The 23,530-nt window shown below is 73.2% G+C and carries 17 protein-coding genes and 1 riboswitch; of the genes, 10 read left to right on the top strand and 7 right to left on the bottom strand.

The window, feature by feature from the left end:
• The first annotated feature begins 262 nt into the window (after nucleotides 1–262).
• The gene (locus tag JKV81_RS02300) at nucleotides 263–616 is read left to right on the top strand and encodes a hypothetical protein (RefSeq protein WP_099173785.1); all 354 of its coding nucleotides are present in this window, start codon (nucleotides 263–265) and stop codon (nucleotides 614–616) included.
• A gap of 64 nt (nucleotides 617–680) precedes the next feature.
• Here JKV81_RS02300 and JKV81_RS02305 read toward each other — a convergent pair whose 3' ends face one another.
• Nucleotides 681–1,838, bottom strand: coding sequence for a C40 family peptidase (locus JKV81_RS02305; RefSeq protein WP_099173784.1), 1,158 nt, complete (start codon nucleotides 1,836–1,838; stop codon nucleotides 681–683).
• Nucleotides 1,837–2,000, bottom strand: a riboswitch (cyclic di-AMP (ydaO/yuaA leader). It overlaps the preceding gene by 2 nt.
• A gap of 257 nt (nucleotides 2,001–2,257) precedes the next feature.
• On the opposite strand from JKV81_RS02305, the gene pcrA reads away from it, so the two are divergent.
• A complete protein-coding gene (gene pcrA, locus JKV81_RS02310; RefSeq protein ID WP_202074811.1) occupies nucleotides 2,258–4,696 on the top strand; it encodes a DNA helicase PcrA in 2,439 nt (812 codons plus the stop codon).
• A gap of 53 nt (nucleotides 4,697–4,749) precedes the next feature.
• Here pcrA and JKV81_RS02315 read toward each other — a convergent pair whose 3' ends face one another.
• Together JKV81_RS02315 and JKV81_RS02320 are read right to left on the bottom strand one after the other, a co-directional pair.
• On the bottom strand, nucleotides 4,750–6,429 hold the full coding sequence (locus tag JKV81_RS02315) for a peptidoglycan DD-metalloendopeptidase family protein (RefSeq protein ID WP_202074812.1): 1,680 nt from the start codon (nucleotides 6,427–6,429) through the stop codon (nucleotides 4,750–4,752).
• A 293-nt stretch (nucleotides 6,430–6,722) separates the two neighbouring features.
• A complete protein-coding gene (locus JKV81_RS02320) occupies nucleotides 6,723–7,373 on the bottom strand; it encodes a nitroreductase family protein (protein WP_129265115.1) in 651 nt (216 codons plus the stop codon).
• A gap of 109 nt (nucleotides 7,374–7,482) precedes the next feature.
• Here JKV81_RS02320 and JKV81_RS02325 point away from each other — a divergent pair, with 109 nt between their 5' ends.
• Nucleotides 7,483–8,163 (top strand): IclR family transcriptional regulator, encoded by a 681-nt coding sequence (locus JKV81_RS02325; RefSeq protein ID WP_202074813.1) that lies wholly within the window; start codon nucleotides 7,483–7,485, stop codon nucleotides 8,161–8,163.
• Between the two features lie 104 nt (nucleotides 8,164–8,267).
• Here the strand turns inward: JKV81_RS02325 and JKV81_RS02330 are convergent, their stop codons facing one another.
• Nucleotides 8,268–9,338 (bottom strand): esterase/lipase family protein, encoded by a 1,071-nt coding sequence (locus tag JKV81_RS02330; protein WP_236055041.1) that lies wholly within the window; start codon nucleotides 9,336–9,338, stop codon nucleotides 8,268–8,270.
• A 343-nt stretch (nucleotides 9,339–9,681) separates the two neighbouring features.
• On the opposite strand from JKV81_RS02330, the gene icmB reads away from it, so the two are divergent.
• On the top strand, nucleotides 9,682–10,095 hold the full coding sequence (icmB, locus tag JKV81_RS02335) for a coenzyme B12-dependent isobutyryl CoA mutase small subunit (RefSeq protein ID WP_099173777.1): 414 nt from the start codon (nucleotides 9,682–9,684) through the stop codon (nucleotides 10,093–10,095).
• A 107-nt stretch (nucleotides 10,096–10,202) separates the two neighbouring features.
• On the opposite strand, the gene JKV81_RS02340 is transcribed toward icmB, so the two are convergent.
• Both JKV81_RS02340 and JKV81_RS02345 read right to left on the bottom strand, forming a co-directional pair.
• The gene (locus tag JKV81_RS02340) at nucleotides 10,203–11,837 is read right to left on the bottom strand and encodes a DUF5691 domain-containing protein (protein WP_129265117.1); all 1,635 of its coding nucleotides are present in this window, start codon (nucleotides 11,835–11,837) and stop codon (nucleotides 10,203–10,205) included.
• A 144-nt stretch (nucleotides 11,838–11,981) separates the two neighbouring features.
• Nucleotides 11,982–13,052 carry an SWIM zinc finger family protein gene (locus tag JKV81_RS02345; protein ID WP_236055042.1) on the bottom strand — a complete coding sequence of 357 codons (1,071 nt, stop codon included), beginning with the start codon at nucleotides 13,050–13,052 and terminating at the stop codon, nucleotides 11,982–11,984.
• A gap of 244 nt (nucleotides 13,053–13,296) precedes the next feature.
• Between JKV81_RS02345 and JKV81_RS02350 the strand changes: the two genes are divergently transcribed.
• The 5 genes from JKV81_RS02350 to sucD all read left to right on the top strand — a co-directional run bounded on the left by JKV81_RS02350 (nucleotide 13,297) and on the right by sucD (nucleotide 20,415).
• Nucleotides 13,297–14,409, top strand: a complete 1,113-nt coding sequence (locus JKV81_RS02350; RefSeq protein ID WP_202074814.1) for an ATP-binding protein — start codon at nucleotides 13,297–13,299, stop codon at nucleotides 14,407–14,409.
• A complete protein-coding gene (locus tag JKV81_RS02355) occupies nucleotides 14,406–16,721 on the top strand; it encodes a DUF5682 family protein (protein ID WP_202074815.1) in 2,316 nt (771 codons plus the stop codon). The genes JKV81_RS02350 and JKV81_RS02355 overlap by 4 nt, the downstream gene beginning before the upstream one ends.
• 116 nt (nucleotides 16,722–16,837) lie before the next feature.
• Nucleotides 16,838–18,067, top strand: coding sequence for a VWA domain-containing protein (locus JKV81_RS02360; RefSeq protein WP_236055043.1), 1,230 nt, complete (start codon nucleotides 16,838–16,840; stop codon nucleotides 18,065–18,067).
• Between the two features lie 260 nt (nucleotides 18,068–18,327).
• Nucleotides 18,328–19,509 (top strand): ADP-forming succinate--CoA ligase subunit beta, encoded by a 1,182-nt coding sequence (gene sucC, locus JKV81_RS02365; RefSeq protein ID WP_129265121.1) that lies wholly within the window; start codon nucleotides 18,328–18,330, stop codon nucleotides 19,507–19,509.
• 21 nt (nucleotides 19,510–19,530) lie between these two features.
• Nucleotides 19,531–20,415, top strand: coding sequence for a succinate--CoA ligase subunit alpha (gene sucD, locus JKV81_RS02370; protein WP_099173770.1), 885 nt, complete (start codon nucleotides 19,531–19,533; stop codon nucleotides 20,413–20,415).
• Nucleotides 20,416–20,533: 118 nt separating this feature from the next.
• Here sucD and JKV81_RS02375 read toward each other — a convergent pair whose 3' ends face one another.
• Nucleotides 20,534–21,820 (bottom strand): transcriptional regulator, encoded by a 1,287-nt coding sequence (locus JKV81_RS02375; protein WP_202074817.1) that lies wholly within the window; start codon nucleotides 21,818–21,820, stop codon nucleotides 20,534–20,536.
• Between the two features lie 131 nt (nucleotides 21,821–21,951).
• Here JKV81_RS02375 and JKV81_RS02380 point away from each other — a divergent pair.
• On the top strand, nucleotides 21,952–23,530 hold a 1,579-nt coding region (locus JKV81_RS02380), incomplete at its 3' end, for a cell division protein PerM (RefSeq protein WP_443742732.1).

The raw sequence follows: 23,530 nt of genomic DNA on the forward strand, positions 1-23,530 counted from the left end.
CCGCCGGATTCCTGGCGGGGCGACCGGGGAACCGCCCGGTACGGGGGCGGTCGTGCAGATCCGGTCACCTGGGAGGGACGCTAAACCCGGCGCACAGGCAAGAGGTGTAATGACAGCTATTGCCCTCATATGCTGTTTCGTTGTCCACGGATGACCGGAAAAAACAACCGGAGTCCGGCAATTCGCGCAGACACCGGATGCGCTCATCAGGAAGTCGTACCTGGCCGAAGAGTGGTGATATGGCCGCGGCTAGGCTGCGGCCATGGACGTACTCATCAATGTCTTCGTGGCCCTGCACATCATCGGTATCGCCTCCCTGCTGGGCGGCTTCCTGACCCAGATGAAGGCCATGGGGGCGGGCACGGCCCGGTTCGTCCCGGCGATGCTGCACGGCGCGCTCACCATGCTCGTCACGGGGGTCGCCCTCGTCGGGCTCAACCAGGCCGACGACCAGAGCGTGAACAACATCAAGATCGGCGTGAAGCTGCTGGTCCTGATCGTGATCCTGGCGCTCGTCTATGTGAAGCGGGACGAGGAGAAGGTGGACAAGGGCGCGTTCGCCGCCGTGGGCGGGCTGACGGTCGCCAACATCTTCATCGCCACGCTCTGGACCTGAGCGGGACGGGCGGGCGCCGGAGCCGTGGCCCCGGAACCCGCCCGTCCGTGCTGCACCCGGCGCGTCACGCGGGGCGCACGCTGCCGTAGATCGGCATGTAGTAGATCGACTCCTCGCGGACGTTGGCGCCCGGCTTCGGTGCGTGGATCATCATGCCGTCGCCCTTGTAGATGCCGACGTGGCTGATGTCGTCGTAGAAGAACACCAGGTCGCCCGGCTGGAGGTCCGCCGTGGCCACCCGGGTGCCGACCTCGACCTGGTCCCAGGTGGTGCGCGGCAGATCGACGCCCGCCTCCCGCCAGGCGGCCTGGGTGAGCCCCGAGCAGTCGTACGAGGAGGGGCCCGTCGCCCCCCAGACGTACGGCTTGCCGATCTGGGCGCGGGCGAAGGCCAGGACCTTCTCGGCCTTCGAGGCGTAGCCGCTGCCGGAGCCCGTGCCGCCGGTCCCCGTGCCGGAGCCGGTCCCCTCCTTCGCGGCCTCCTCCTTGGCGGCCTGCTCGGCCTTCTCCTTCGCGGCGGCCTGCTGCCGGGCCAGCTCCTCGGCCTTGCGCTTGGCCTCGGCCTCCTTCTTGCGCTCCAGCTCCGCGAGCCGCGCCTTCTCCTCGGCGGTCAGCTTCGACAGCAGCGAGCGGGCCTCGGTGAGCTTCGTCTGCACCTGCTGCTTGCTGGTGCGCAGCGAGGCCTGCGACTCGGTGAGCGTCTCCAGGCTCTTCGTCGCCTCGACGCGCTTCGCCGCCGCCTCCTTCTGCTGCGTACGGAAGTCGGCGACCGCCTTCTGCTGCTGGCTGGTCATCCGGGCCATCAGCTGGTCCTGGTCGAAGTACGACTGGGGGTCGTCCGCGAGGAAGAACGTCGCCGTGGGCGCGATCGCGCCGGTGCGGTACTGCGCGGCCGCGTAGCTGCCCAGCTCGCGCCGCGTCTCGTTGAGCTTGTCCGCCCGCTTCGCCGCCGCCTCCAGCAGCGCGTCGACCTTGGAGCGCTGTTCGGCCGAGGCGCTCTTCGCCTTGTTGTACTGCTGCGTCGCGGTGCCGGCCTGCCGGTAGAGGGCGTCGACCTTCTTCTGCACTTCCTCGATGCTCGGCTTGGGCTCGGCGGGGGCGGCCGTCGCGCTCTGCGTGGAGAGCAGGGTGACGGAGGCGAGCGCCGCGGTCGTGAGACCGACGGCGGGAGTGGTGGTGCGCACGCGGGTGCGCGGCTTGCGATGCGACGCCAAGGCCGGCATCTCCTTCCGTGGACCGCCTACCGGGTTAGCTGTCGGGTTCGGGCGGACGGAACGGAAGGCTGCCCTACGGCCGGTGGAGACTGGCCGATTCACCCCGGTGCTGCGTGTGGGTCCCCGGTTCCGGACCCCTTCGTGGGCGTACGGATTCGGCGGGGGCGCCCGTGCGGCGCGGTTCGCCTCAAGGGGGTACGGGGCACCCGTCGGAGCACGCTAACCAACCCGTGGTGTCCCTGTGAAGGTTGATGTGCGATATGCCCGATACATTTTCGTGACCTTTTCGGGGCGTCGGTCCGCAGGGCGGTCCTCGCCCCCGGAATCTCACGTTCCGTGGGTGGACGGTCTCGGTACGCGCACGGTCCCGGGCCCTTGTCGCGGATGCGGCCCGGGCTGTCGGTGCGGCCGCCTAGACTCGTGAGGCGATGAGCAGCCTCTTTGACGACAGTTTCCTGACCGGCCTCCAGCAAGCGGAGGACGGCCCCCCGCCGCCCCCTGAGGAGCACGCGCCCGAGGCGGTGCCGGAGGGCCTCTTCGAGGACGTCTTCGACGCGCCTCCGCCGCCGCGCGACGCCCACTACCGCGACGGCGCCCCGCGCCCCGTCATCGACTCCGCCGCGCTGCTCGACGGGCTGAACACCGAGCAGCGCGCCGCCGTCCTGCACGCCGGGTCCCCGCTGCTCATCGTGGCCGGGGCCGGTTCGGGCAAGACCCGGGTGCTCACCCACCGGATCGCCCACCTGCTGGCCGAGCGCGGGGTGCACCCGGGGCAGATCCTCGCGATCACCTTCACCAACAAGGCCGCCGGCGAGATGAAGGAGCGCGTCGAGGACCTCGTGGGCCCGCGCGCCAACGCCATGTGGGTCATGACGTTCCACAGCGCCTGCGTGCGGATCCTGCGCCGCGAGTCGAAGCGGCTGGGCTTCACCTCGTCGTTCTCGATCTACGACGCCGCCGACTCCAAGCGGCTGATGGCGCTGGTCTGCCGCGATCTGGACCTCGACCCGAAGCGCTTCCCGCCGAAGTCGTTCACGGCGAAGGTCTCGAACCTGAAGAACGAGCTGATCGACGAGGAGACCTTCGCGGGTCAGGCCACCGACGGCTTCGAGAAGACGCTGGCCCAGGCCTACGCGCTCTACCAGGCACGGCTGCGCGAGGCCAACGCGCTGGACTTCGACGACATCATCATGACGGCGGTGCACCTGCTCCAGGCGTTCCCCGACGTCGCCGAGCACTACCGCCGGCGCTTCAGGCACGTCCTCGTCGACGAGTACCAGGACACCAACCACGCCCAGTACACCCTGGTGCGCGAGCTGGTGGGCCCGGCCGGGGAGCAGGACGCCCCCGGCGAGCTGTGCGTCGTCGGTGACGCGGACCAGTCGATCTACGCCTTCCGCGGCGCGACCATCCGCAACATCCTCCAGTTCGAGGAGGACTATCCGGACGCGACGACGATCATGCTGGAGCAGAACTACCGCTCCACCCAGACGATCCTCTCCGCGGCCAACGCCGTCATCGAGCGCAACGAGAGCCGCCGCCCCAAGAACCTCTGGACGAACGCGGGCGCCGGCACCCGGATCGCCGGGTACGTCGCGGACACCGAGCACGACGAGGCGCAGTTCGTCGCCGACGAGATCGACCGGCTGACGGACGCGGGGGACGCCAAGGCGGGCGACGTCGCCGTCTTCTACCGCACGAACGCCCAGTCCCGTGTCTTCGAGGAGATCTTCATCCGCGTCGGCCTGCCCTACAAGGTCGTCGGCGGAGTGCGGTTCTACGAGCGCAAGGAGGTCAGGGACGTCCTGGCCTACCTGCGGGTGCTGTCCAACCCCGAGGACACCGTTCCGCTGCGCCGCATCCTCAACGTCCCCAAGCGGGGCATCGGCGACCGGGCCGAGGCGATGATCGACGCCCTCTCGATGCGCGAGAAGATCTCCTTCCCGCAGGCGCTGCGCCGCGTCGACGAGGCGTACGGGATGGCGGCCCGTTCGGCGAACGCCGTGAAGCGGTTCAACACGCTCATGGAGGAGCTCCGCACGATCGTGGAGTCCGGAGCGGGACCGGCGGTCGTGGTGGAGGCCGTCATGGAGCGGACCGGCTACCTCGCCGAGCTGCAGGCGTCCACCGACCCGCAGGACGAGACCCGCATCGAGAACCTCCAGGAGCTCGCCTCCGTCGCTCTCGAATTCGAGCAGGAGCGGGCGGAGGACGAGGGCGCCGGCACGCTCGCCGAGTTCCTGGAGAAGGTCGCGCTCGTCGCCGACGCCGACCAGATCCCCGACGAGGACGAGGACGGCTCCGGTGTCGTCACGCTGATGACGCTGCACACCGCCAAGGGCCTCGAATTCCCCGTGGTGTTCCTGACCGGCATGGAGGACGGCGTCTTCCCGCACATGCGCGCGCTCGGACAGGTGAAGGAGCTGGAGGAGGAGCGCCGGCTCGCCTATGTGGGCATCACGCGTGCCCGTGAGCGCCTGTATCTGACCAGGGCGGCGATGCGGAGTGCGTGGGGGCAGCCCTCGTACAACCCGCCGTCGCGGTTCCTGGAGGAGATCCCGGACCAGCACCTGGAGTGGAAGCGCAAGGGGCCGATGGCCGCCGCGGCGGGTCCGACGTCGGGGATCACGTCGTCGCTGTCCTCGTCGCGCGCGAAGTCCGGGCCGTCGGGGTTCGCGACCCGGCGCACCTCGGAGAAGCCGGTGGTCACGCTGGTGGTCGGGGACCGGGTCACGCACGACCAGTTCGGCCTGGGCACGGTGACGGCCGTCGAGGGGTTCGGCGACCAGGCCAAGGCGACGGTCGACTTCGGGGACGAGCGGCCCAAGAAGCTCCTGCTGCGGTACGCGCCGGTCGAGAAGCTCTGACGAGGCCGGCCGTCACACGGGGGTGATCCCTCGGTGTGGCGGCCGGTCCGGAGTCAGTTCGGGTTGATGCCGTGGCTGCGGAGCCAGGGCATCGGGTCGATCGCCGAGCCACCGCCGGGCCGTACCTCGAAGTGCAGGTGCGGGCCGGTGGAGTTGCCGGAGTTCCCCGAGTAGGCGATGACGTCGCCGGCCTTGACCGAGCCGGAGCGGATCTTCGTGGTGCTGAGGTGGCAGTACCACGTCTCGGTGCCGTCGGCCGCGGTGACGATGGCCATGTTCCCGTAGGCGCTGTTCCACTGGGTGCGGACGGTGCCGTCGGTCGCGGCCATGACGGGCGTGCCGTAGGAGACGGGGAAGTCGATGCCCGTGTGGACGGACATCCAGTTCACACCGGCCTGGCCGTAGGTGGCGCTGAGGCCGTGCTGCTTCACGGGCAGCATGAACTTGGGGCGCAGTGCCTCGCGGCGGGCCGCCTCCTCCTCACGCTTCTTCTTGTCGGCGGCCTGACGCTCCTTCAGGTCGATGCGCTCCTGGGTGCGGCTGGCGCGGTCGGCGAAGTTCTCGGCGTCGGCACTGAGGTTGGCGAGCTGGGTGTCCAGCTTGTTGTTGGCCACGGCCGGCTTGACCGTGTCGGCGGCCGCCATGGACGCCGTCTCGTCCTTCGTGTCCTCGCCCCCGCCGACGCCGCTCACCGACGCCGCGGCGATGCCCGCGACGCTCATGACGCAGGCGGAGGGGACGGCGACGGTGAGGAGCGCGGAACGCTTGGCGGGAGTACGGCGCCGGCCCCGGCCACCACCGCGCGGGGCGGATGCACGGCCCACGGGGTGGGCGGAGGCCGCCAGGGAGGGTGATTCGGCGGTCACGTCGCCGAGCGGGCCGACGTCGTCCGAGAACGGCTCGTTCTCGCCGTCGGTCTCGTGGGTCCCGGTGTACGGGTCCGTCTGCGCGGCACCGTCCTCGGCGATCCCGGCGTGGCCGTGGTCGCGGAGGTCGGGGGAGTCGTGGAGGTCGTGCGAGCCGGCTCCGTCGGGGGAGGCGAACTCCGCGAACTCGGCGGTCTCGTACGGCTCGAAGGGCGCCGGCTGGTGTTCGTACGAGGTATACGACGTCTGTTCGGGTGCGTACGCGGCGGTCTCGGGCGTGGCGCCGGTGTTCCAGGCGGTCGCGTCGTAGGTGCCGGTGTCGGGGGCCGCGTAGCTCTCGTACCCCGCGGTCTCGAAGACCGGCGCGGTGTACGTGCCGGTCGCGTAGGCCGTGGTGTCGAAGGTGGTGGTGGGGAAGGCTCCCGTGTCGCCCGCCGCCCACTGGCCGGTCCGGTCCGCCTGGCCTGTGTGGTCCGTGTGGCCTGCGGTGTCCCAGCCGGTGGTGTCCCACTGGCCCGTCGCGTTCGCGTCCTGGGCGGCGTGCTGGGCGGGGATCCCGGCATCGGGCGCCCAGCCGGCGGTCGCGTCGTAGCCCTGGGGTGCCTGCGGGTGGGCCTGGGCGCCATAGGCGTCGTACGAGGCCTGCTGGTGCGCTCCGGTGTCCCACTGGCCGCTGTCGTAACCGCTGTTGTAGCCGGCGCCGTACGCGGCGGAGTCGTAGGCGGGGGCGTAACCGCCGCCGTACGTCGTCTCGTGGCTGGTGTCGTGCTGACCCGGCAGGGTCCCGAAGAGCGGGTCGGTGTCGAAGCTGCCGGTGGACTGGCTGTCGTATCCGGCATACCCGGCGTGGGGGTGCTGGTCGTTCACCAACTTCTCTCTCGCCTCGGCAGCAGGACCTGTTCCGGGGTCCGGTGGGGGGATCCCAGGGTGAGCAGTGGCCGCGACTGTACCCGGCGGTAGGTGAGGACGACAATCTTCGGCGGGTTTCCGCCCCCCAGGAAACGGGCAATCGGCCGCCTTTCGGTGGACGGCGGAAGCAGACTTGGTTCTATGTTCGAAATTCGTTCTATTCGTTGAGTGGTGGGCGGTGCTCACGGAGCGGAAAACGTGGCCCCGCAGCCCGCAGCCCGCAGCCCGCAGCCCGCAGCCCGCAGCCCCGGTCACCAGCCGTCCCAGTGCAGGACCTGCTCGCGGGGAATCCGCCGGGCGGGGCGGAAGTCGGTGCCGACGGTGTACGCGACGGGGATGAAGGCGGCCTGCATGACCTCCGCGTACGGGATGCCGAGCGCCTCCGCGAACTCCCGCTCCAGCGGCAGGTTCCCGGTCGTCCACACGGTGCCGAGGCCGCGTTCACGGGCGGCGAGCATGAAGCTCCACGCGGCGGGGAGGATCGACCCCCAGGTGCCGGCCTGGTGGGTGACGGAGAGGCCCTCGGTGCGCCCCTCCACACAGGGGATGACGTACGCGGGCACCTCGTGCAGATGCCGGTGGAGGTGTCCGACGCCGGTGTACACCCGGTCCATCACGCCCGGCGCGACCTCGGCGCGGCGCACATCCCGCGCGGGCAGCGGCTGGTGGGCGTCCGGGACACCCGCGCTCGCCCGCCACAGGTCGGCGAGGACGGCCCGGCGGGCGGGGTCGGTGACGATGACGAAGTGCCAGCGCTGCCGGTTGCGGCCGGTGGGCGCCTGGACGGCGAGGTCGACGCACTCCTCCAGGAGCGCGCGGGGGACCGGGCGGGTGAGGTCGAGCCGGTGGCGTACGGCCCGGGTGGTGGAGAGCAGGGTGTCGGAAGCGAGACCGAGGTTCATGCGTTGAGCCTCGTACGGCATGGGCGGGGGCGGGAAGTCCGGGCTTCCACTGAGTGGAATCCGGCGAGCGGGATCCAGTGGTGTGCAACGGAGAGACACGGGTCGGGAGTTGGGTGAGAGTGTGGCGGGCCGGCTCTTCTCGGTGCTGGACGCCTTCGAGGGCGGCGGTCCGCCGGCGCTGCGGCTCACGGACATCGCGGCCCGTACCGGGCTCCCGGCGCCGACGGCGTTGCGCCTGGTGCGCGAGCTGGTGGCGTGGGGCGGCCTGGAGCGGGGCGCGGACGGCAGGTACCGGCTGGGGCTCCGGCTGCGGGTGCTCGGTGCGGCGGCGCCCTGCCCGCGCGGGCTCCTCGACGCGGCGCTCCCGGCCCTGCGGGCGCTGGGCGCCAGGACCGGCGGTCACGCGGATCTGGCGGTGCTCTCCGCTCCGTCGGCCGACGGGGTGCTGTGCCTGGTGAGCGGGGAACGGCTGTCGGCGCACGCCACGGCGTACGGGAAGGTGCTGCTGGCCGGCCCGCCGGAGGAGCTGCCCCGGCACACCCGGCACACGGTGGTCTCCCCGGGCCTCCTCGCCGGCCAGCTCGCCCGGGTCCGGGAAGCCGGACTCGCGGTCTGCGCCGAGGAGTTCCGGCTGGGGGAGGTGTCGGTGGCGGCTCCGGTGCGGGGCCCGCTGGGCACGGTCGCTGCGCTGGGCGTGACCGTGCCCACCGGCGTACCCCTGGAGCGGGTGGCGGCAGCGGTCCGTGCGGCAGCCCTGCGCGTACGGCCTCCGGAGCCGTCACCGGCGTAGACGAGCAGGTGGCGTCAGATAAACAGGCGGGGGCAGGTGGACAGGCGGTCAGGCGAAGAGGTGAACAGGCGGTCAGGCGAGCGGGCGGTCAGGACGGCGGGCGGTCAGGCGACCGAGGCGGCTCCTGGGGCGCCGAGGGCCGCGCCGTCGGACTCGAGCGCCTGGCGGATCGCGGACGCGACCGCCGGATGGACCGGGAGCGCGAGATGGCCGATTCCCGTGACCCGCACATTGACGGCGTCGAGGTCGGGATGGTCGACGCAGGCCGTCTCCACGGGGAGCATCACCCTGTCCAGCTCGCTCCAGAAGCTGACGAACCGGGTCCGGCAGCCCGGAGCGGGATGGCGCAGCTCCTCGATCAGGTCCGAGCCACTGCGCATCTGCCGGACGATGGGGTGCGCGCCTGCCAGCGGGGCGGCGGCGGTCCCGCCGTGCGGTGTACCGAGGGTGACGAGTGTGCGGACCCGGCGGTCCCCGCCGAGCCGCTGGACGTAGTAGCGCGCGATCAGGCCGCCGAGGCTGTGGCCCACGATGTCGACCTCGCGGTGCCCGGTGCGGGCGCAGATCTCCTCCACATGGCGGTCGAGCAGCTCGGCCGCGGTGCGGATGTCGCAGGTCAGCGGCGAATAGTTGAGCGACTCCAGATGGCGCCAGCCGTGCCGGGCCAGGGAGCGGCGGAGCAGGACGAAGACGGAGCGGTTGTCGATGAAGCCGTGCAGGAGCACGACCGGCGGGTGGTCGTCCTCCTTGGTGGGCAGTGCGGTCGTGCCCGCGGCCTGTGCCGTGCCGGCCCTGTCCCCCGTGCCGGCCCTGTCCCCCGTGCCCGCTGGGCCCGTCGTGTCCGCGAGGTCCGTCTCCGTGCTCGCCGTGACCGCCGCGTCCTTCGCTGCCGGGTCCGTTGTTCCCGGGTCCGTTGCTCCCGGGTCCACGTCGGCCGTATCGGTGGCTGCCGTGTCCGCCGAACGGGTGATCCGGTCGGCGGCGGATCCGGCGCCGGTCCCCGGCGCGGGCGTGGGGCGCCGACGCTCCGGGGTGAGGCCGGACGGATAGATGAGCACATGCCCGGCGAGGATCACCAGCTCCAGCGCGGTGGCTCTGACCAGCGTCGACGACAGCCAGGCGGGGCGCAGACACGGCCTGCGCAGCAGTAGGGGTAGGAAGGACAGGACCTTCATGGCCGACCTCCTGCACTGGCATGCGGGGGAGGCGGCTCCTGCCCCGTACGCCCTCACGGGGATCGCCGCGGAGGCGTGGCAACGGCGCTGATGCGCCGGGGCCGTACCACCGTGCCGTGCGGCTGACGGCACGGTGGTACGGCGACCTCGTTGCGGCTCCCCTGGCGGCGCTCCCCGCGCGGCCGATGGGCCGCCCGGTGCTGGGAACGACGCCGGCGAACATGTCCCATGTGTGATTTCCCCCTCCCGGTCCACCGCGAAACGACGCCGTGCGGGATGCTGTGGATAACGTTCGTTCACATCACCGGCCCTCCGGGTACGGGAAACGCATGTGGAGGCATTGATGGGTGTGACCGGTCCGATCCGAGTGGTGGTGGCCAAGCCGGGCCTCGACGGCCATGACCGCGGGGCCAAGGTGATCGCGCGGGCGCTGCGGGACGCGGGTATGGAGGTCATCTACACGGGGCTCCACCAGACCCCTGAGCAGATCGTCGACACGGCGATCCAGGAGGACGCCGACGCCATCGGCCTCTCGATCCTCTCGGGTGCCCACAACACGCTGTTCGCCAAGGTCATCGCGCTGCTGAAGGAGCGCGACGCGGAGGACATCAAGGTGTTCGGCGGCGGCATCATCCCCGAGGCGGACATCGCTCCGCTGAAGGAGCAGGGTGTCGCGGAGATCTTCACCCCGGGCGCCACGACGGCCTCGATCGTCGACTGGGTGAACGCGCACGTCCGCCAGCCCGCGGAGGCCTGAGCCCGCCCGGCCCTGTCCTGCCCCGGCCCTGTCCTGCCCCGTCCCGCTCCGCCCCGTCTTGCTCCGCCCCGTGCCTGCCCCGGTCACTCCGCGCCGTGCCTTTCCGGTCACTCCGCGCCGTCCTGGGCCAGCTCCGCGTCCATGGCGGCGCGCAGGCGCAGGGTGGAGACCAGGCGCTGGAACGCCTCCGACCAGTAGCCGCCCGCACCCGGTGAGGCGCCCTCCGGTTCGTCCGGCGTGGTGGTGAGCACCGCCAGCCGGTCCGCCTCGGCAGGGTTCAGGCAACGCTCGGCGAGCCCCATCACCCCGCTGAAGCTCCAGGGGTAGCTCCCCGCGTCCCGGGCGATGTCCAGCGCGTCGACCACCGCCCGGCCCAGCGGCCCCTCCCAGGGCACGGAGCAGACGCCCAGCAGCTGGAAGGCCTCGGACAGGCCGTGCGCGGCTATGAAACCGGCGACCCAGAGCGCCCGCTCGGAGGACGGCAAGGTGGCGAGGAGCTTCGACCGCTCCGCCAGCGACGCCGTCCCGGGGCCGTTCGCCAGGGGGGTCGAGGGCGCCCCGAGCAGTGCCCGCGCCCAGTCCGGGTCCCGCTGACGCACGGCGGCCCGGCACCAGGCCGCGTGCAGCTCACCGGCCCAGCCGTCGGCGACCGGCAGCATCACGAGCTCCTGGGCCGTCCGGTCGTCGAACCTCTCCCGCCACACCCCCAGCGGGGCCGCCTCCACCAACTGGCCGAGCCACCAGGAGCGTTCACCGCGCCCGGACGGCGGGACCGGCACCACACCGTCGCGCTGCATCGCCGCGTCGCACTCGTGCGGCGCCTCCACGGCGACGGACACGGCACCGCCCGTACGGTCCGGGTTCACACAGGTCGTGGCACGGGCCGCCATCCGCCGGGCGAGCGCGGAACCGGGCAGGGCCGACAACAGCTCGGCGGCCGTGGCGCGTACGTTCCTGCTGCGGTCGGCCAGGGCCTCCTCCAGGAACGCCTCGTCGGCTCCGGAGAGGCCGGACCGCAGGGAATCGAGGAACATCAGCCGGTCCTCCGCCCGCTCCGTGGCCCAGGTGCCGGCGAGCAGGGCCCGCGCCGCACCGGGATCCTGCTCCCGTACGGCGCCGAGCAGCGCGACCCGTTCGGCGAAGAGGCCCTCCTCCCAGAGCCCGTGCACCGCCTCCGGGTCCTCGATACCCGGCCGCTGCGCGCCACGCGACGAAGCGCGCAGCGCGAACCTCCACTCCGGATTCAGCCCGGCCAGCCAGAGCCCGCGCGGTCCGGCGAACGCGAGGACGTGCGGACGCAGATCCGTACGCGCCCGCGCCGCGTCGAGGAGCGCGGGCAGCAGCTCCGCCGGCGCCCGGTATCCGTGCGCACCGGCGGAGGCCAGCCACTGGGGGATGAGCTCGGTGAGATCGGGAGCGGCTCCCCGGCGCCCGCCGCTGGGCGGCGCCGAGCGGTCGGCGAGCAGCTGGGCGAGCCTGCGGCGAGCCGCGGCAGGCAGCGGCGGCCGGGGATCGGCGGGCGCGGGCTCGGGCAGGGCGGCCCCGGTGGCCGGCCGCAGCGCCGCCCTGCGCCGCACGGTGTGCAGGGCCGCGGTGTCCAGCAGTTCACCCGGACCGACCGGGGCGCCGTCCTCCGCGCGGAGAGGGCGCCGGTCGGTGCCGAGCAGCGCGGAGGTGACGAGGTCTTCCCAGGAGGCGTTCACGGGCACGCCGTTCGTCGTGGCGTCGACGGTGGTGGGCATCGGGCGGGTCCCTTCAGATGGTCCGGGAATCGGGGAGCGCAGGAACATGGCGGGCGAGCGGGCGAGCGGGCGTGTGGACAAGCCGGCAGGCGGGCAAGCGGGCGAGCGGTCGGCGGCGGGGCGAGGGACGGGTGCGCGCGGGCGTCAGGTGAGCGCCACCGCCGCACTCGGTGCCTCGTCCTCCGAGGTCCCCGCGCACCAGGCCGCGAGCGGGTCGAAGCCCCGGTGTCCGCACTCCCCGAACACAGTCAACGGGCCGCCGCCGGAGAGCGCCACGAGCTTCCACAGACCCGGCCGGGACAGCGCCGAGGGTGCCACCGGCAGGGCGGAACCGTCCGCCGCGCCGACCAGTTGCCAGCCGTCCCCCGACGGTGCGGGTACGACCTCGCGCAAGGTGGCGGGCCAGGCGTCGAGCCAGGGGTCGTCCCGCAGCGCCCGCCCGTAGGCGGCCAGGGCATCGGCCGTCGTGCCGCCGGGCGGTGGTGCCGTCGTGGCGAGGGGCTCGCCGAACTGCGGCCCCAGCTCGCCCCGCAGCCCGCCGCCGCCCGGGTACGACGTCACTTCGGCGTCCACCACCGTGCCCACCGGCAGCGCACGCGCGGGGGCCCGGCCGGGCGCTCCGTAGGACAGCAGCAGCGAGACGCGGCCCGAACTCCTGCCGTACAGCCAGGTGCGCCGGGTGACGATCCTGCCGTCCGGTATGTCGTACTGCGCGAGGACGAGCCAGCGGTCGCGGACGGCCGCCCCCTCCGCCGACGAGGTCAGCCCCACCCTCGTACGGACCGTGGCCGCCAGCGGGCCGGGCAGCCGGTCGCGTCCGAGCCAGGCCGAGTCCAGCAGCCGCAGAAGCGCACACTCCTCCAACAGCCGCCCCGGCCAGCCCGGTCCGGAGTCCGGTATCGCCCCCAACTCCCTTACTCGCCCCGCGAGTCCTGGCGCCTGTGCGTCGACCATGCGGGCGGCTGTCTCCTCCCACAGCCCGTACCCCGGCCGGTCCGCTGCCGCGAGGCCCCCGCGCAGCAGATCGGCGAGCCGCTGGTCCAACTCCTGTGCACCGCCCGTGATGCGCCCGGCCCTGCGGCCCGCGCGACGGGCCGCCGCCCGGTCCGCATCGGATGACGCCGTGTCAGGAGCGGTTCCCGGCGCCCGCTCCACCGTCCGGCGTGCCGCCTGTCCGGCAGCGCGCCACGCTTCTCCCCCGTGAGATAGCACCATGGAACCGACGGTAGAGCGCCCCACTGACAATCGGCTCCGACCTGCGATGACGCCCGCCCGCGGCGGGGTTGGCCGCCTTTCCGCCGCGCTCTCCTGCGAGGAGGACGTGTGGCCAGGCGCCGGGGCCGGCGGCGGTGATGCCGGTGGTTCCGGATGCGGGCCGGCGGGCCGCGGCGGGCCCGATTGTCAGTGCCGTGGTGCACCGTGGAAACCGCATCGGATCGACCGATCCGGAGGGGGATCCATGACCGTGTCCGTACTGACCGACGCAGCCGGCGGCGAGGCCCTGAGGCCGCACGCCGAGCACGCCTTCGCCGACGAGCTCAAGGCGCTCGCCGCCGCCGACGACCGTCCCAGGCCCGCCCGTTGGAAGCTCTCGCCCTGGGCCGTATCCACCTATCTCCTCGGCGGGACGCTCCCGGACGGCACGCTGATCACGCCGAAGTACGTGGGGCCGCGCCGCCTCGTCGAGGTCGCCGTCACCACGCTCGCCACCGACCGGGCGCTGCTGCTCCTCGGTGTTCCGGGGACCGCCAAGACCTGGGTCTCCGAGCATCTCGCCGCCGCCGTCAGCGGGGACTCGACCCTGCTCGTCCAGGGCACCGCGGGCACCCCCGAGGAAGCCGTCCGCTACGGGTGGGACTACGCCCGGCTGCTGGCCCACGGCCCCAGCCGCGAGGCCCTGGTGCCGAGTCCCGTCATGCGGGCCATGGCGGAGGGGATGACCGTGCGCGTCGAGGAGCTGACCCGCATCCCCGCCGACGTGCAGGACGCGCTCATCACGATCCTGTCGGAGAAGACACTCCCCGTCCCCGAGCTGGGGGAAGAGGTCCAGGCGGTCCGGGGGTTCAACCTCGTCGCCACGGCGAACGACCGCGACCGCGGGGTCAACGAGCTCTCCAGCGCCCTGCGCCGCCGGTTCAACACCGTCGTGCTGCCGCTGCCCGCGACACTCGAGGCCGAGGTGGACATCGTGTCCCGGCGCGTGGCCCAGACAGGGCACTCGCTCGACCTGCCGCCGGCGCCGGACGGCATGGCCGAGATCCGGCGTGTGGTCACGGTCTTCCGCGAACTGCGCGACGGCATCACCACGGACGGCCGCACCAAGCTCAAGTCACCGTCCGGGACGCTGTCCACGGCCGAGGCCATCTCCGTCGTCACCGGAGGGCTCGCCCTCGCCGCCCACTTCGGCGACGGGGTCCTGCGCCCCGGTGACGTGGCGGCGGGAATCATCGGGGCCGTCGTCCGCGATCCCACCGCCGACCGCGTCGCCTGGCAGGAGTACGTGGAGACCGTCGTCCGGGAGCGCGACGGATGGAAGGACTTCTACCGCGCCTGCCGTGAGGCCGCGGAATGACCCCCCGCACCGGAAGGGCGACCGTGCCCGGGGGACCGCTGCTGCTGGGAGTGCGCCACCACGGCCCCGGCTCCGCCCGCGCGGTCCTGGCCGCCCTGGAGTCCGTACGGCCGGACGCTGTGCTCGTCGAAGGCCCGCCCGAGGGCGACGCGTTGCTGCCGCTCGCCGCGCACGGCCGGATGCGTCCGCCGGTCGCGCTGCTCGCGCACGCCGTGGACGACCCGGGGCGTGCCGCCTTCTGGCCGCTGGCCGACTTCTCGCCCGAGTGGGTGGCCATCCGCTGGGCGGCGGAGCACGGGGTCCCGGTGCGCTTCGTGGACCTGCCCGCCGCGCACTCCCTGGCGCTGACCGAGCAGCGGGAGGGCGGCCCGGAGGACGGCCGGGGCATCGACCCGATCGGGATACTCGCCGGGGCCGCGGGCTACGACGACCCCGAGCGCTGGTGGGAGGACGTCGTCGAGCACCGGGCGGCAGGCGGCGGACCGGCCGACCCCTGTGCCCCGTTCGCCGCGCTCGCCGAGGCGATGACCGCGCTGCGCGAGGCGTACGGGGACGGGGGACATCCGCAGGACGCCGTCCGGGAGGCCGCCATGCGCCTCCAGCTGCGCGCCGCCCGCAAGGAGTTCGGCGACGGCATCGCGGTGGTCTGCGGCGCCTGGCACGTGCCCGCGCTCGGCGCGAGGACGACGGTCGCCGCCGACCGGGCCCTCCTCAGGGGGATGCCCAAGGTCAGGACGGAGCTGACCTGGGTGCCCTGGACCCACCGCAGGCTCGCCCGGCACAGCGGATACGGCGCGGGGATCGAGTCCCCCGGCTGGTACGCACACCTCTTCGGCGCCCCGGACCGGCCCGTCGAGCGCTGGATGACCAAGGTGGCCGGGCTGCTGCGCGACTCGGACAGGCCCGTGTCCCCGGCCGACGTCATCGAGGCCGTCCGGCTCGCCGGGACCCTGGCCGCACTGCGCGGCCGCCCGGCCGTCGGCCTGGCCGAGGCCACCGACGCGGTCAGGGCCGTCATGTGCGAGGGGTCCGACGTGCCGCTCGCCCTGGTGCGGGACCGGCTCGTCGTCGGCGAGGTCCTCGGCGAGGTCCCGGACACCGCCCCCGCCGTCCCCCTCCAGCGCGACCTGGACCGGCAGCAGCGCACGCTGAGACTCAGGCCCGAGGCGGAGCGGCGCGAGCTGGATCTCGATCTGCGCAAGGACACCGACGCGGCGCGCAGCAGACTGCTGCACCGGCTGCGGCTCCTCGGGGTGCACTGGGGCGAGCCCGCCGCCGGCCGGAGCAGCACGGGGACGTTCCGGGAGAGCTGGCGGCTGCGCTGGGAGCCCGAGCTGTTCGTCCGTACCGCCGAGGCGGGGGTGTGGGGCACGACCGTCCTCGGGGCCGCCACCGCCAGGGCCGAGTCGGACGCCGTGTCCTCGTCGTCGCTCGCCGGGGTCACCGCGCTCGCCGAGCAGTGTCTCCTCGCCGGCCTGACCGAGGCGCTGCCCGTGGTGATGAGGGCCCTCTCCGACCGGGCCGCCCTGGACACGGACGTCGGCCACCTCGCCGACGCACTGCCCGCCCTGGCCCGCTCCCTGCGGTACGGGGACGTGCGGTCCACCGACACCACTGCCTTGGGCGAGGTGGCGGCCGGCCTCGCCGAACGCGTCTGCGTGGGCCTGCCGCCCGCCTGCACCGACCTCGACGCCGACGCGGCCGAGGAGGCCCACCGCCGGGTCGACGCCGTGCACACCGCGATCGGGCTGTTCGCCAGCGTCGTACGGGCGGACGGGCCGGCCGAGCGGTGGGCCGCCGTCCTGCACAAGCTGTCCTCCCGGGATGCGGTCGCCGGGGTGATCAGGGGCCGCGCCACGCGACTCCTCCTGGACGACGGCCGGCTGGCGGACAGTGAGGCCGCCCGCCTGATGGGGCTGGCCCTCTCGCCCGGCACCGCGCCACCGGACGCGGCGGCCTGGATCGAGGGCTTCGTCGGCGGGGCCGAGGGCGGCGGCCTGCTGCTGGTCCACGACGAGCGGCTCCTCGGGCTCGTCGACACCTGGCTGACGGGCATACCGGCCGACACCTTCACCGGCGTACTGCCCCTGCTGCGCCGCACCTTCGCGGCCTATGAACCGGCGGTGCGGCGCACGCTGGGAGAGCTCGTGCGCCGCGGACCGGGCCCCGGCAGGGAGCGCGACGAGGCCGCACCGCCCGCGCCGGGCTTCGGTGACGGACCGGACGAGGAGCGGGCGGACGCGGTGGTCCCGGTCCTCCGGCTGCTTCTCGGTCTCGACAGCCCGGCCCCCGGAGCGGCGGCGACCGGATGAGGACGACCTCCACGGATACGGGGACGACGGCCCCCGCGGTCACCAGGACAGCAGGATCCATGGACACGCAGAAGACGGCAGGCTTCACGGGCACACGGCAGAAGGAGGACGGAGCCATGGACGCGGCATCCCCCGAGGGCGAGCGGCCGGACGAGCGGCTGCGGCGCTGGCGCATGGTGCTCGGCGAGGACGGCGCCGAGGGCACGGGGCGCGCGCTCACCGGCCGCGACGCGGCGATGGACGGGGCGCTGACCGCGCTGTACGACGGCGGGAAGAAACCCGGCGGCAGCGGCGGAGCCGAGCGTTCCGCGGGGCTCGGGGCATCGGCCCCGTCGGTGGCCCGCTGGCTCGGCGACATCCGTACGTACTTCCCGGCCCCCGTCGTCCAGGTCATGCAGCGCGACGCGATCGACCGGCTCGGGCTCTCCGCCCTGCTGCTGGAGCCGGAGATGCTGGAGGCCGTGGAACCCGATGTCCACCTGGTCGGCACCCTGCTCTCCCTCGGCAAGGCCATGCCGGAGACGACGAGGGAGACGGCCCGCGCCGTCGTACGCAAGGTCGTCGATGACCTGGAGCGCCGACTTGCCACCCGCACGCGGGCGGCGCTCACCGGCGCCCTGGACCGTTCGGCCCGGGCGGCCAGGCCGCGCCACCGGGACATCGACTGGAACCGCACGATCCGCGCCAACCTGAAGAACTACGTGTCCCTCCCGGGCCGCGAGGGCCGCGAGGGCGGCGAGAGCGCTGAGGGCCGCGAAGGCGCCGGCACGGTCATCCCCGAGCGTCTCGTCGGGTACGGGCGCACGGACCGGTCGGTGAAGAAGGACGTCATCCTCTGCGTCGACCAGTCCGGCTCCATGGCCGCCTCCGTGGTCCACGCCGCGGTCTTCGGTGCGGTGCTCGCCTCGATGAGGACCCTGGCGACCCGGCTCGTCGTGTTCGACACGGCCGTCGTCGATCTCACCGACCAGCTGGACGACCCGGTCGACGTCCTGTTCGGCACGCAGCTCGGCGGCGGTACGGACATCAACCGCGCGCTCGCCTACTGCCAGTCGAGAATCACCCGTCCGGCGGACACGGTCGTCGTCCTCATCAGCGATCTCCACGAAGGAGGGATCCGCGACGGGATGGTCCGGCGGGCCGCAGCGATGAAGGCGTCCGGCGTGCGGTTCGTGACCCTGCTCGCCCTCTCCGACGAGGGCACTCCCTCCTACGACCGCGAGCACGCCGCCGCGCTGGCGGCGCTCGGCGTCCCGGCCTTCGCCTGCACTCCCGATCTCTTCCCCGAGGTCATGGCGGCGGCGATCGGGGGACGGCCCCTGCCGATACCGGACGCCGGGCCGTGAGCGGACGGTCCCGGCACCCCTGCGGAGGTGCCGTTTTGTCCCTCGTAACCCGGCTACCAGCGCGGTCTGTGACCGTTATCACCGCTCCGGTGTGATCTGCAATTTAGGGTCCGGTGCGGCGTGGGGGATAACCTGCCGGATGGACATGCCGCGTACCCGGTCACCGTGTGCGCCTCCCTAGTGACTGCGCAGTCACGTTGCCCTCGCGGCACGCCCACGCAGAAAACGAACCGCGAGACCACTAAAAGGGACGGACGCGCGTGGACCTGTTCGAGTACCAGGCGAGGGACCTCTTCGCCAAGCACGGTGTACCGGTGCTGGCCGGTGAAGTCATCGACACGCCTGAGGCAGCCCGCGAGGCGACCGAGCGGCTGGGCGGCAAGTCCGTCGTCAAGGCGCAGGTGAAGGTCGGAGGCCGAGGCAAGGCCGGCGGCGTGAAGCTGGCGGCAGACCCGGACGAGGCGGTCGCTCGCGCGACCGACATCCTCGGGATGGACATCAAGGGCCACACGGTCCACAAGGTGATGATCGCCGAGCTGTCCCCGGAGATCGAGGCGGAGTACTACGTCTCGTACCTCCTCGACCGCACCAACCGCACCTTCCTGGCCATGGCCTCGGTGCAGGGCGGCATGGACATCGAGGAGGTCGCGGAGAAGACCCCCGAGGCCCTCGCGAAGGTCCCGGTCAACGCCGTCGACGGCGTTGACATCGTGAAGGCCCGCGAGATCGTGGCCCTGGCGAAGTTCCCGGCCGAGGTGGCCGAGGGTGTCGCCGAGGCCCTGGTGACCCTGTGGGACACCTTCGTCGCCGAGGACGCGCTCCTCGTCGAGGTCAACCCGCTGGTGAAGACCAAGGACGGCCGCATCCTGGCCCTGGACGGCAAGGTGTCTCTCGACGAGAACGCCGACTTCCGCCAGCCCGGCCACGAGGCGCTCGAGGACAAGGCCGCGGCCAACCCCCTCGAGGCCGCCGCCAAGGCCAAGAACCTCAACTACGTCAAGCTCGAGGGCGAGGTCGGCATCATCGGTAACGGTGCCGGTCTGGTCATGTCGACCCTGGACGTCGTCGCGTACGCCGGTGAGAAGCACGGCAACGTGAAGCCCGCCAACTTCCTCGACATCGGTGGCGGCGCCTCCGCAGAGGTCATGGCGAACGGCCTGGAGATCATCCTCGGCGACGCGGACGTCAAGTCCGTCTTCGTCAACGTCTTCGGTGGCATCACCGCCTGCGACGAGGTCGCCAACGGCATCGTCCAGGCCCTGGAGCTGCTCAAGTCCAAGGGCGAGGACGTCACCAAGCCGCTGGTCGTGCGCCTCGACGGCAACAACGCGGAGCTGGGTCGCAAGATCCTCTCCGACGCCAACCACCCGCTCGTTCAGCGTGTGGACACCATGGACGGCGCGGCCGACAAGGCCGCCGAGCTCGCCGCGGCTGCGAAGTAAGGGACGAGGGACTCCAACACCATGGCTATCTTCCTCACCAAGGACAGCAAGGTCATCGTCCAGGGGATGACCGGCGCCACGGGCATGAAGCACACCAAGCTCATGCTGGCCGACGGCACCAACATCGTCGGTGGCGTGAACCCCCGCAAGGCGGGCACCTCCGTCGACTTCGACGGCACCGAGGTACCCGTATTCGGGTCGGTCGCCGAGGCGATCGAGAAGACCGGCGCCGACGTGTCCGTCCTCTTCGTGCCGCCGGCCTTCGCGAAGGCCGCCGTCGTCGAGGCGATCGACGCCGAGATCCCGCTGGCCGTCGTGATCACCGAGGGCATCGCGGTCCACGACTCGGCCGCCTTCTGGGCGTACGCCGGCTCGAAGGGCAACAAGACCCGGATCATCGGTCCGAACTGCCCCGGCCTGATCACCCCCGGCCAGTCCAACGCCGGCATCATCCCGGGCGACATCACCAAGCCCGGCCGCATCGGTCTCGTGTCGAAGTCCGGCACGCTGACCTACCAGATGATGTACGAGCTCCGTGACATCGGCTTCTCCTCGGCCGTCGGCATCGGTGGCGACCCGGTCATCGGCACGACGCACATCGACGCGCTCGCCGCGTTCGAGGCCGACCCCGACACGGACCTCATCGTGATGATCGGCGAGATCGGTGGCGACGCCGAGGAGCGCGCCGCCGACTACATCGCGAAGAACGTCACGAAGCCGGTCGTCGGCTACGTCGCGGGCTTCACCGCCCCGGAGGGCAAGACCATGGGCCACGCGGGCGCCATCGTCTCCGGCTCCTCCGGTACGGCCGCCGCCAAGAAGGAGGCCCTCGAGGCCGCCGGCGTGAAGGTCGGCAAGACGCCGACCGAGACCGCCAAGCTGGCGCGCGAGATCCTCGGCGGCTGACGCCCACAGCGTCGGCGCTTCACCGCCTCACCGCGGTAACGGCGCGGGCCCGCACCTCCTCCATGAGGGGTGCGGGCCCGCGCCGTTCGCGTTCCGGCAGCCGCCGGGGAGCGCCTGGTCAGGGGATGCGGGGGACGAGCCGCTCCGGGCCGTGCGTGAGTTGGCCGCGCAGCGACTTCTGCAGCTTCAGGTCCTGCGGCGTCAGCTTCTGCGGCCCGCCCAGCGGAGGTACGCCGCCGACCCGTGCGGCGGGCGCCAGCGGCTGCTCGTACTGGGTGGGGGCCGTGTGCAGGGTGAAGGCGGTCGTGCTGACGAGCAGCACCCCGAAGCAGAGCGCCGCCCTGGTCCACAGTCCCGCGACGCGCTCGCTGCCCGCGCGGACGGCGGTGGCCGGCGGTGGCTCGGGCACCTCCTCCGCGAGGGCGAGCGCACCCAGCCGCTCCTGGAGCACCGTGGACCGGCCGCCCGGATCCACGGACCCCGCCAGCTCGGGCAGCCGCTCGGCCAGGGTGGCGCGTGCGTTCAGCAGCCTGCTCGCCGCAGCGGGCGTACTGGCTTCCGTCTCGGCGGCCGTCTCCGGCAGCCCCAGTCCCACGGCGTCGTGGAGGAGCAGAGTGCGCCGGTACGAGGGAGGCAGGCCGAGCAGTGCCTCGAACAGCGCGCGCCGCGCCGGATCCCGGGGCGGGGCGTCGGCCCGGCGGTGGGTGCGGCGCAGCCGGTGCCAGGGCGACATCGCGTACTCGTACGCCATCGCCCGCACCCAGCCCGCCGGGTCACGGTCCCTGGCCACCTCGGGCCAGCGCTGCCAGGCGGTCCGGAAGGCGTGTTCGACGGCCTCCCGGGAGAGCTTCCGACGGCCGGTCAGCAGATGCATCTGGCGGGTCAGTCCGGGGGCGGTGAGGGTGTACAGCGCGTCGTACGCTTCCTCGGCGGTGAGGCCCGCGCGGGGCTGCGGGACGGGGGCGGCGGGCTCGTGCCCCTCCGGCGCGGACGTCGCCGGTGCGTCCGCGTCCGGGTCCCGTGTGAGGGTGAGCGCCTCCGGGTCCGGGTCCCGTGTGAGGGTGAGTGCGTCCGCGTCCCGCGTGGGGGCGTCCGGAGCGATGGCGTCCGCGCTGGGGCCGGTGCCGGGCTCGGTCGGGGACATCGTGCTGCTCCCGGTGGCTTCGACGGAGGGGGACGGTGCGGGGCGGTGTCCGGCGCAGCCGATCAGCCTGACGTAGGCCGCGCGCCGACGGCCCCGCGGGTCGGTGCGCCCTGTTTCCCAGGCGCGGACGGTGGCGGGCGTGACCCCCACGGCCGCCGCGACCTGTTCCTCACTCAGCGCCCTGGCCTCGCGCAGCCTGCGGCGCTCCTTGGGGGAGGGCAGGGGGGCGGCGGGGGCCGGACCGGCGGTGCTCCGCGTCATGCCCGGCCTCCGTCCCCGGTGACACTGCACTGGGTGAAAAAGTACATAAACGTATATTGGGCGACACAGCGGCTATTCGCCCGTTACACGGAATAAGCGCGTGTCGTTGGCAGCATGGCCGCGTGACCCAAGTGACCGAACGCAGCCCGATGTTGCCGGCCGAGCGGAGCAGGTCCGCCGCGCTGGCCTCCGCTTTCGTGCGCGGGGTGCTGGCGGCGGGGCTCGGGCTCGGCTCGCTGGCCGTCCTGGTCATGGTGCTGTGGATCAGCTCTCCGTACCCCGACAGCGGGCCGGCCGGGGCCCTCCATGTGGCGACCGGGCTCTGGCTGCTCGGCCACGGCGCCGAACTCGTCAGGGCCGACACGGTGGGAGGCCATCCCGCACCCGTGGCGACGGTCCCGCTGCTGCTCGTCGTGCTGCCGATGTGGCTGGTGCACCGGGCCGCCCGGGACTCGGCGGAGACCGAGGAGGGGGAGGAGGGGGGCCACAGCCACCACTCGGCGGTGGGAGCTTTCTGTGCGGTGAGCGCCGGTTATCTGCTGGTGGTGCTCGCCGCCGCGGCGTACGCACGGGACGGGTCGCTGCCGGCCGACCGGGCCTCGCTCGCCTTTCCCGTCACCTTCGTGGTGGCCGGTGCGGCGGCCGCGGGGGTGTGGGCGGCCCGCGGGCGTCCGCTGACCCCGTTGCTGGTCTGGGCGCCGCTGAGACTTCAGGAGGCCGCCGCCCGCTCCGGTTTCCGGTCCGGGGCGGCGGTGGCCCTGCGGTCGGCCGCCGCGGGCGTGCTCATGCTGCTGGGCGGCGGGGCGCTGCTGGTGGCCGTGGCGCTGGTGTGGCACACGGGGGCGGCGAGGGAGTCGTTCGTGGGGCTGGCCGGCGACTGGGCGGGCCGGGTCTCCGTGCTCCTGCTGGCGGCCGCGCTGGTGCCGAACGCGGCGATGTGGGGTGCCGCGTACGGCCTCGGGCCGGGGTTCGCCCTCGGTACGGCGTCCCTGGCCACCCCGCTCGCCTTCACCGGTCCGCCCGCCGTGCCGGACTTCCCGCTGCTCGCCGCGGTGCCGTCCCACGGCCCGGGAACGGCGGCGAACTGGGCGGCCGTCGCGGTGCCGGTCATGGCCGCCCTGGCCGTCGCCAGATTCGTCGCCCGGGGGGCCGTCCCGGTGCGCGGGGCGCGGGAGGAGACGTGGGGTCAGAGCCGCACCGCGCTGGTGACCGGGCTGGCGGCCGTCGGCTGCGGGGCCGGGGCGGCGGTGCTGGCGGCGGCGTCGGGCGGCCCGCTGGGCACCGGGGCGCTGGCGGAGTTCGGGCCCGTGTGGTGGCTGGTGGGCCCCGCCGCTCTCGCGTGGACGGCCGTGATCGGCGTACCGGCGGCGCTGCTGCTCAGGGCGTGGCGGCTGAGGGAGACCCGGTGGGGATGGCGGTGGGACGCGGCGAAGGGGGAGCAGACGGCGACGGAGCCGGCGAAGGCGGAGCAGGCGAAGGCGACGCCGGGGGAGAAGCCGGAGCAGGTGGTGGAGAAGGAGCCGGGGGGAGGGGACGGGGACCCGGAGCCGTACGACTTCCTGTCGGCCGGGCCGTGGCACGAGGACGGGGCGAGGGAAGCGCGCTGGGCCGCGCTCAAGAAGAGCTCGGGCGGACTGATGGCGGACTTCAGGGCGGAGGGGGAGGCGGCCCCGGCCCCGGTCGCCAAGCCGGACCCGGTTCCGGCCCCGG

This window comes from Streptomyces silvae (assembly GCF_016745505.1).
Lineage (GTDB): Bacteria > Actinomycetota > Actinomycetes > Streptomycetales > Streptomycetaceae > Streptomyces > Streptomyces silvae.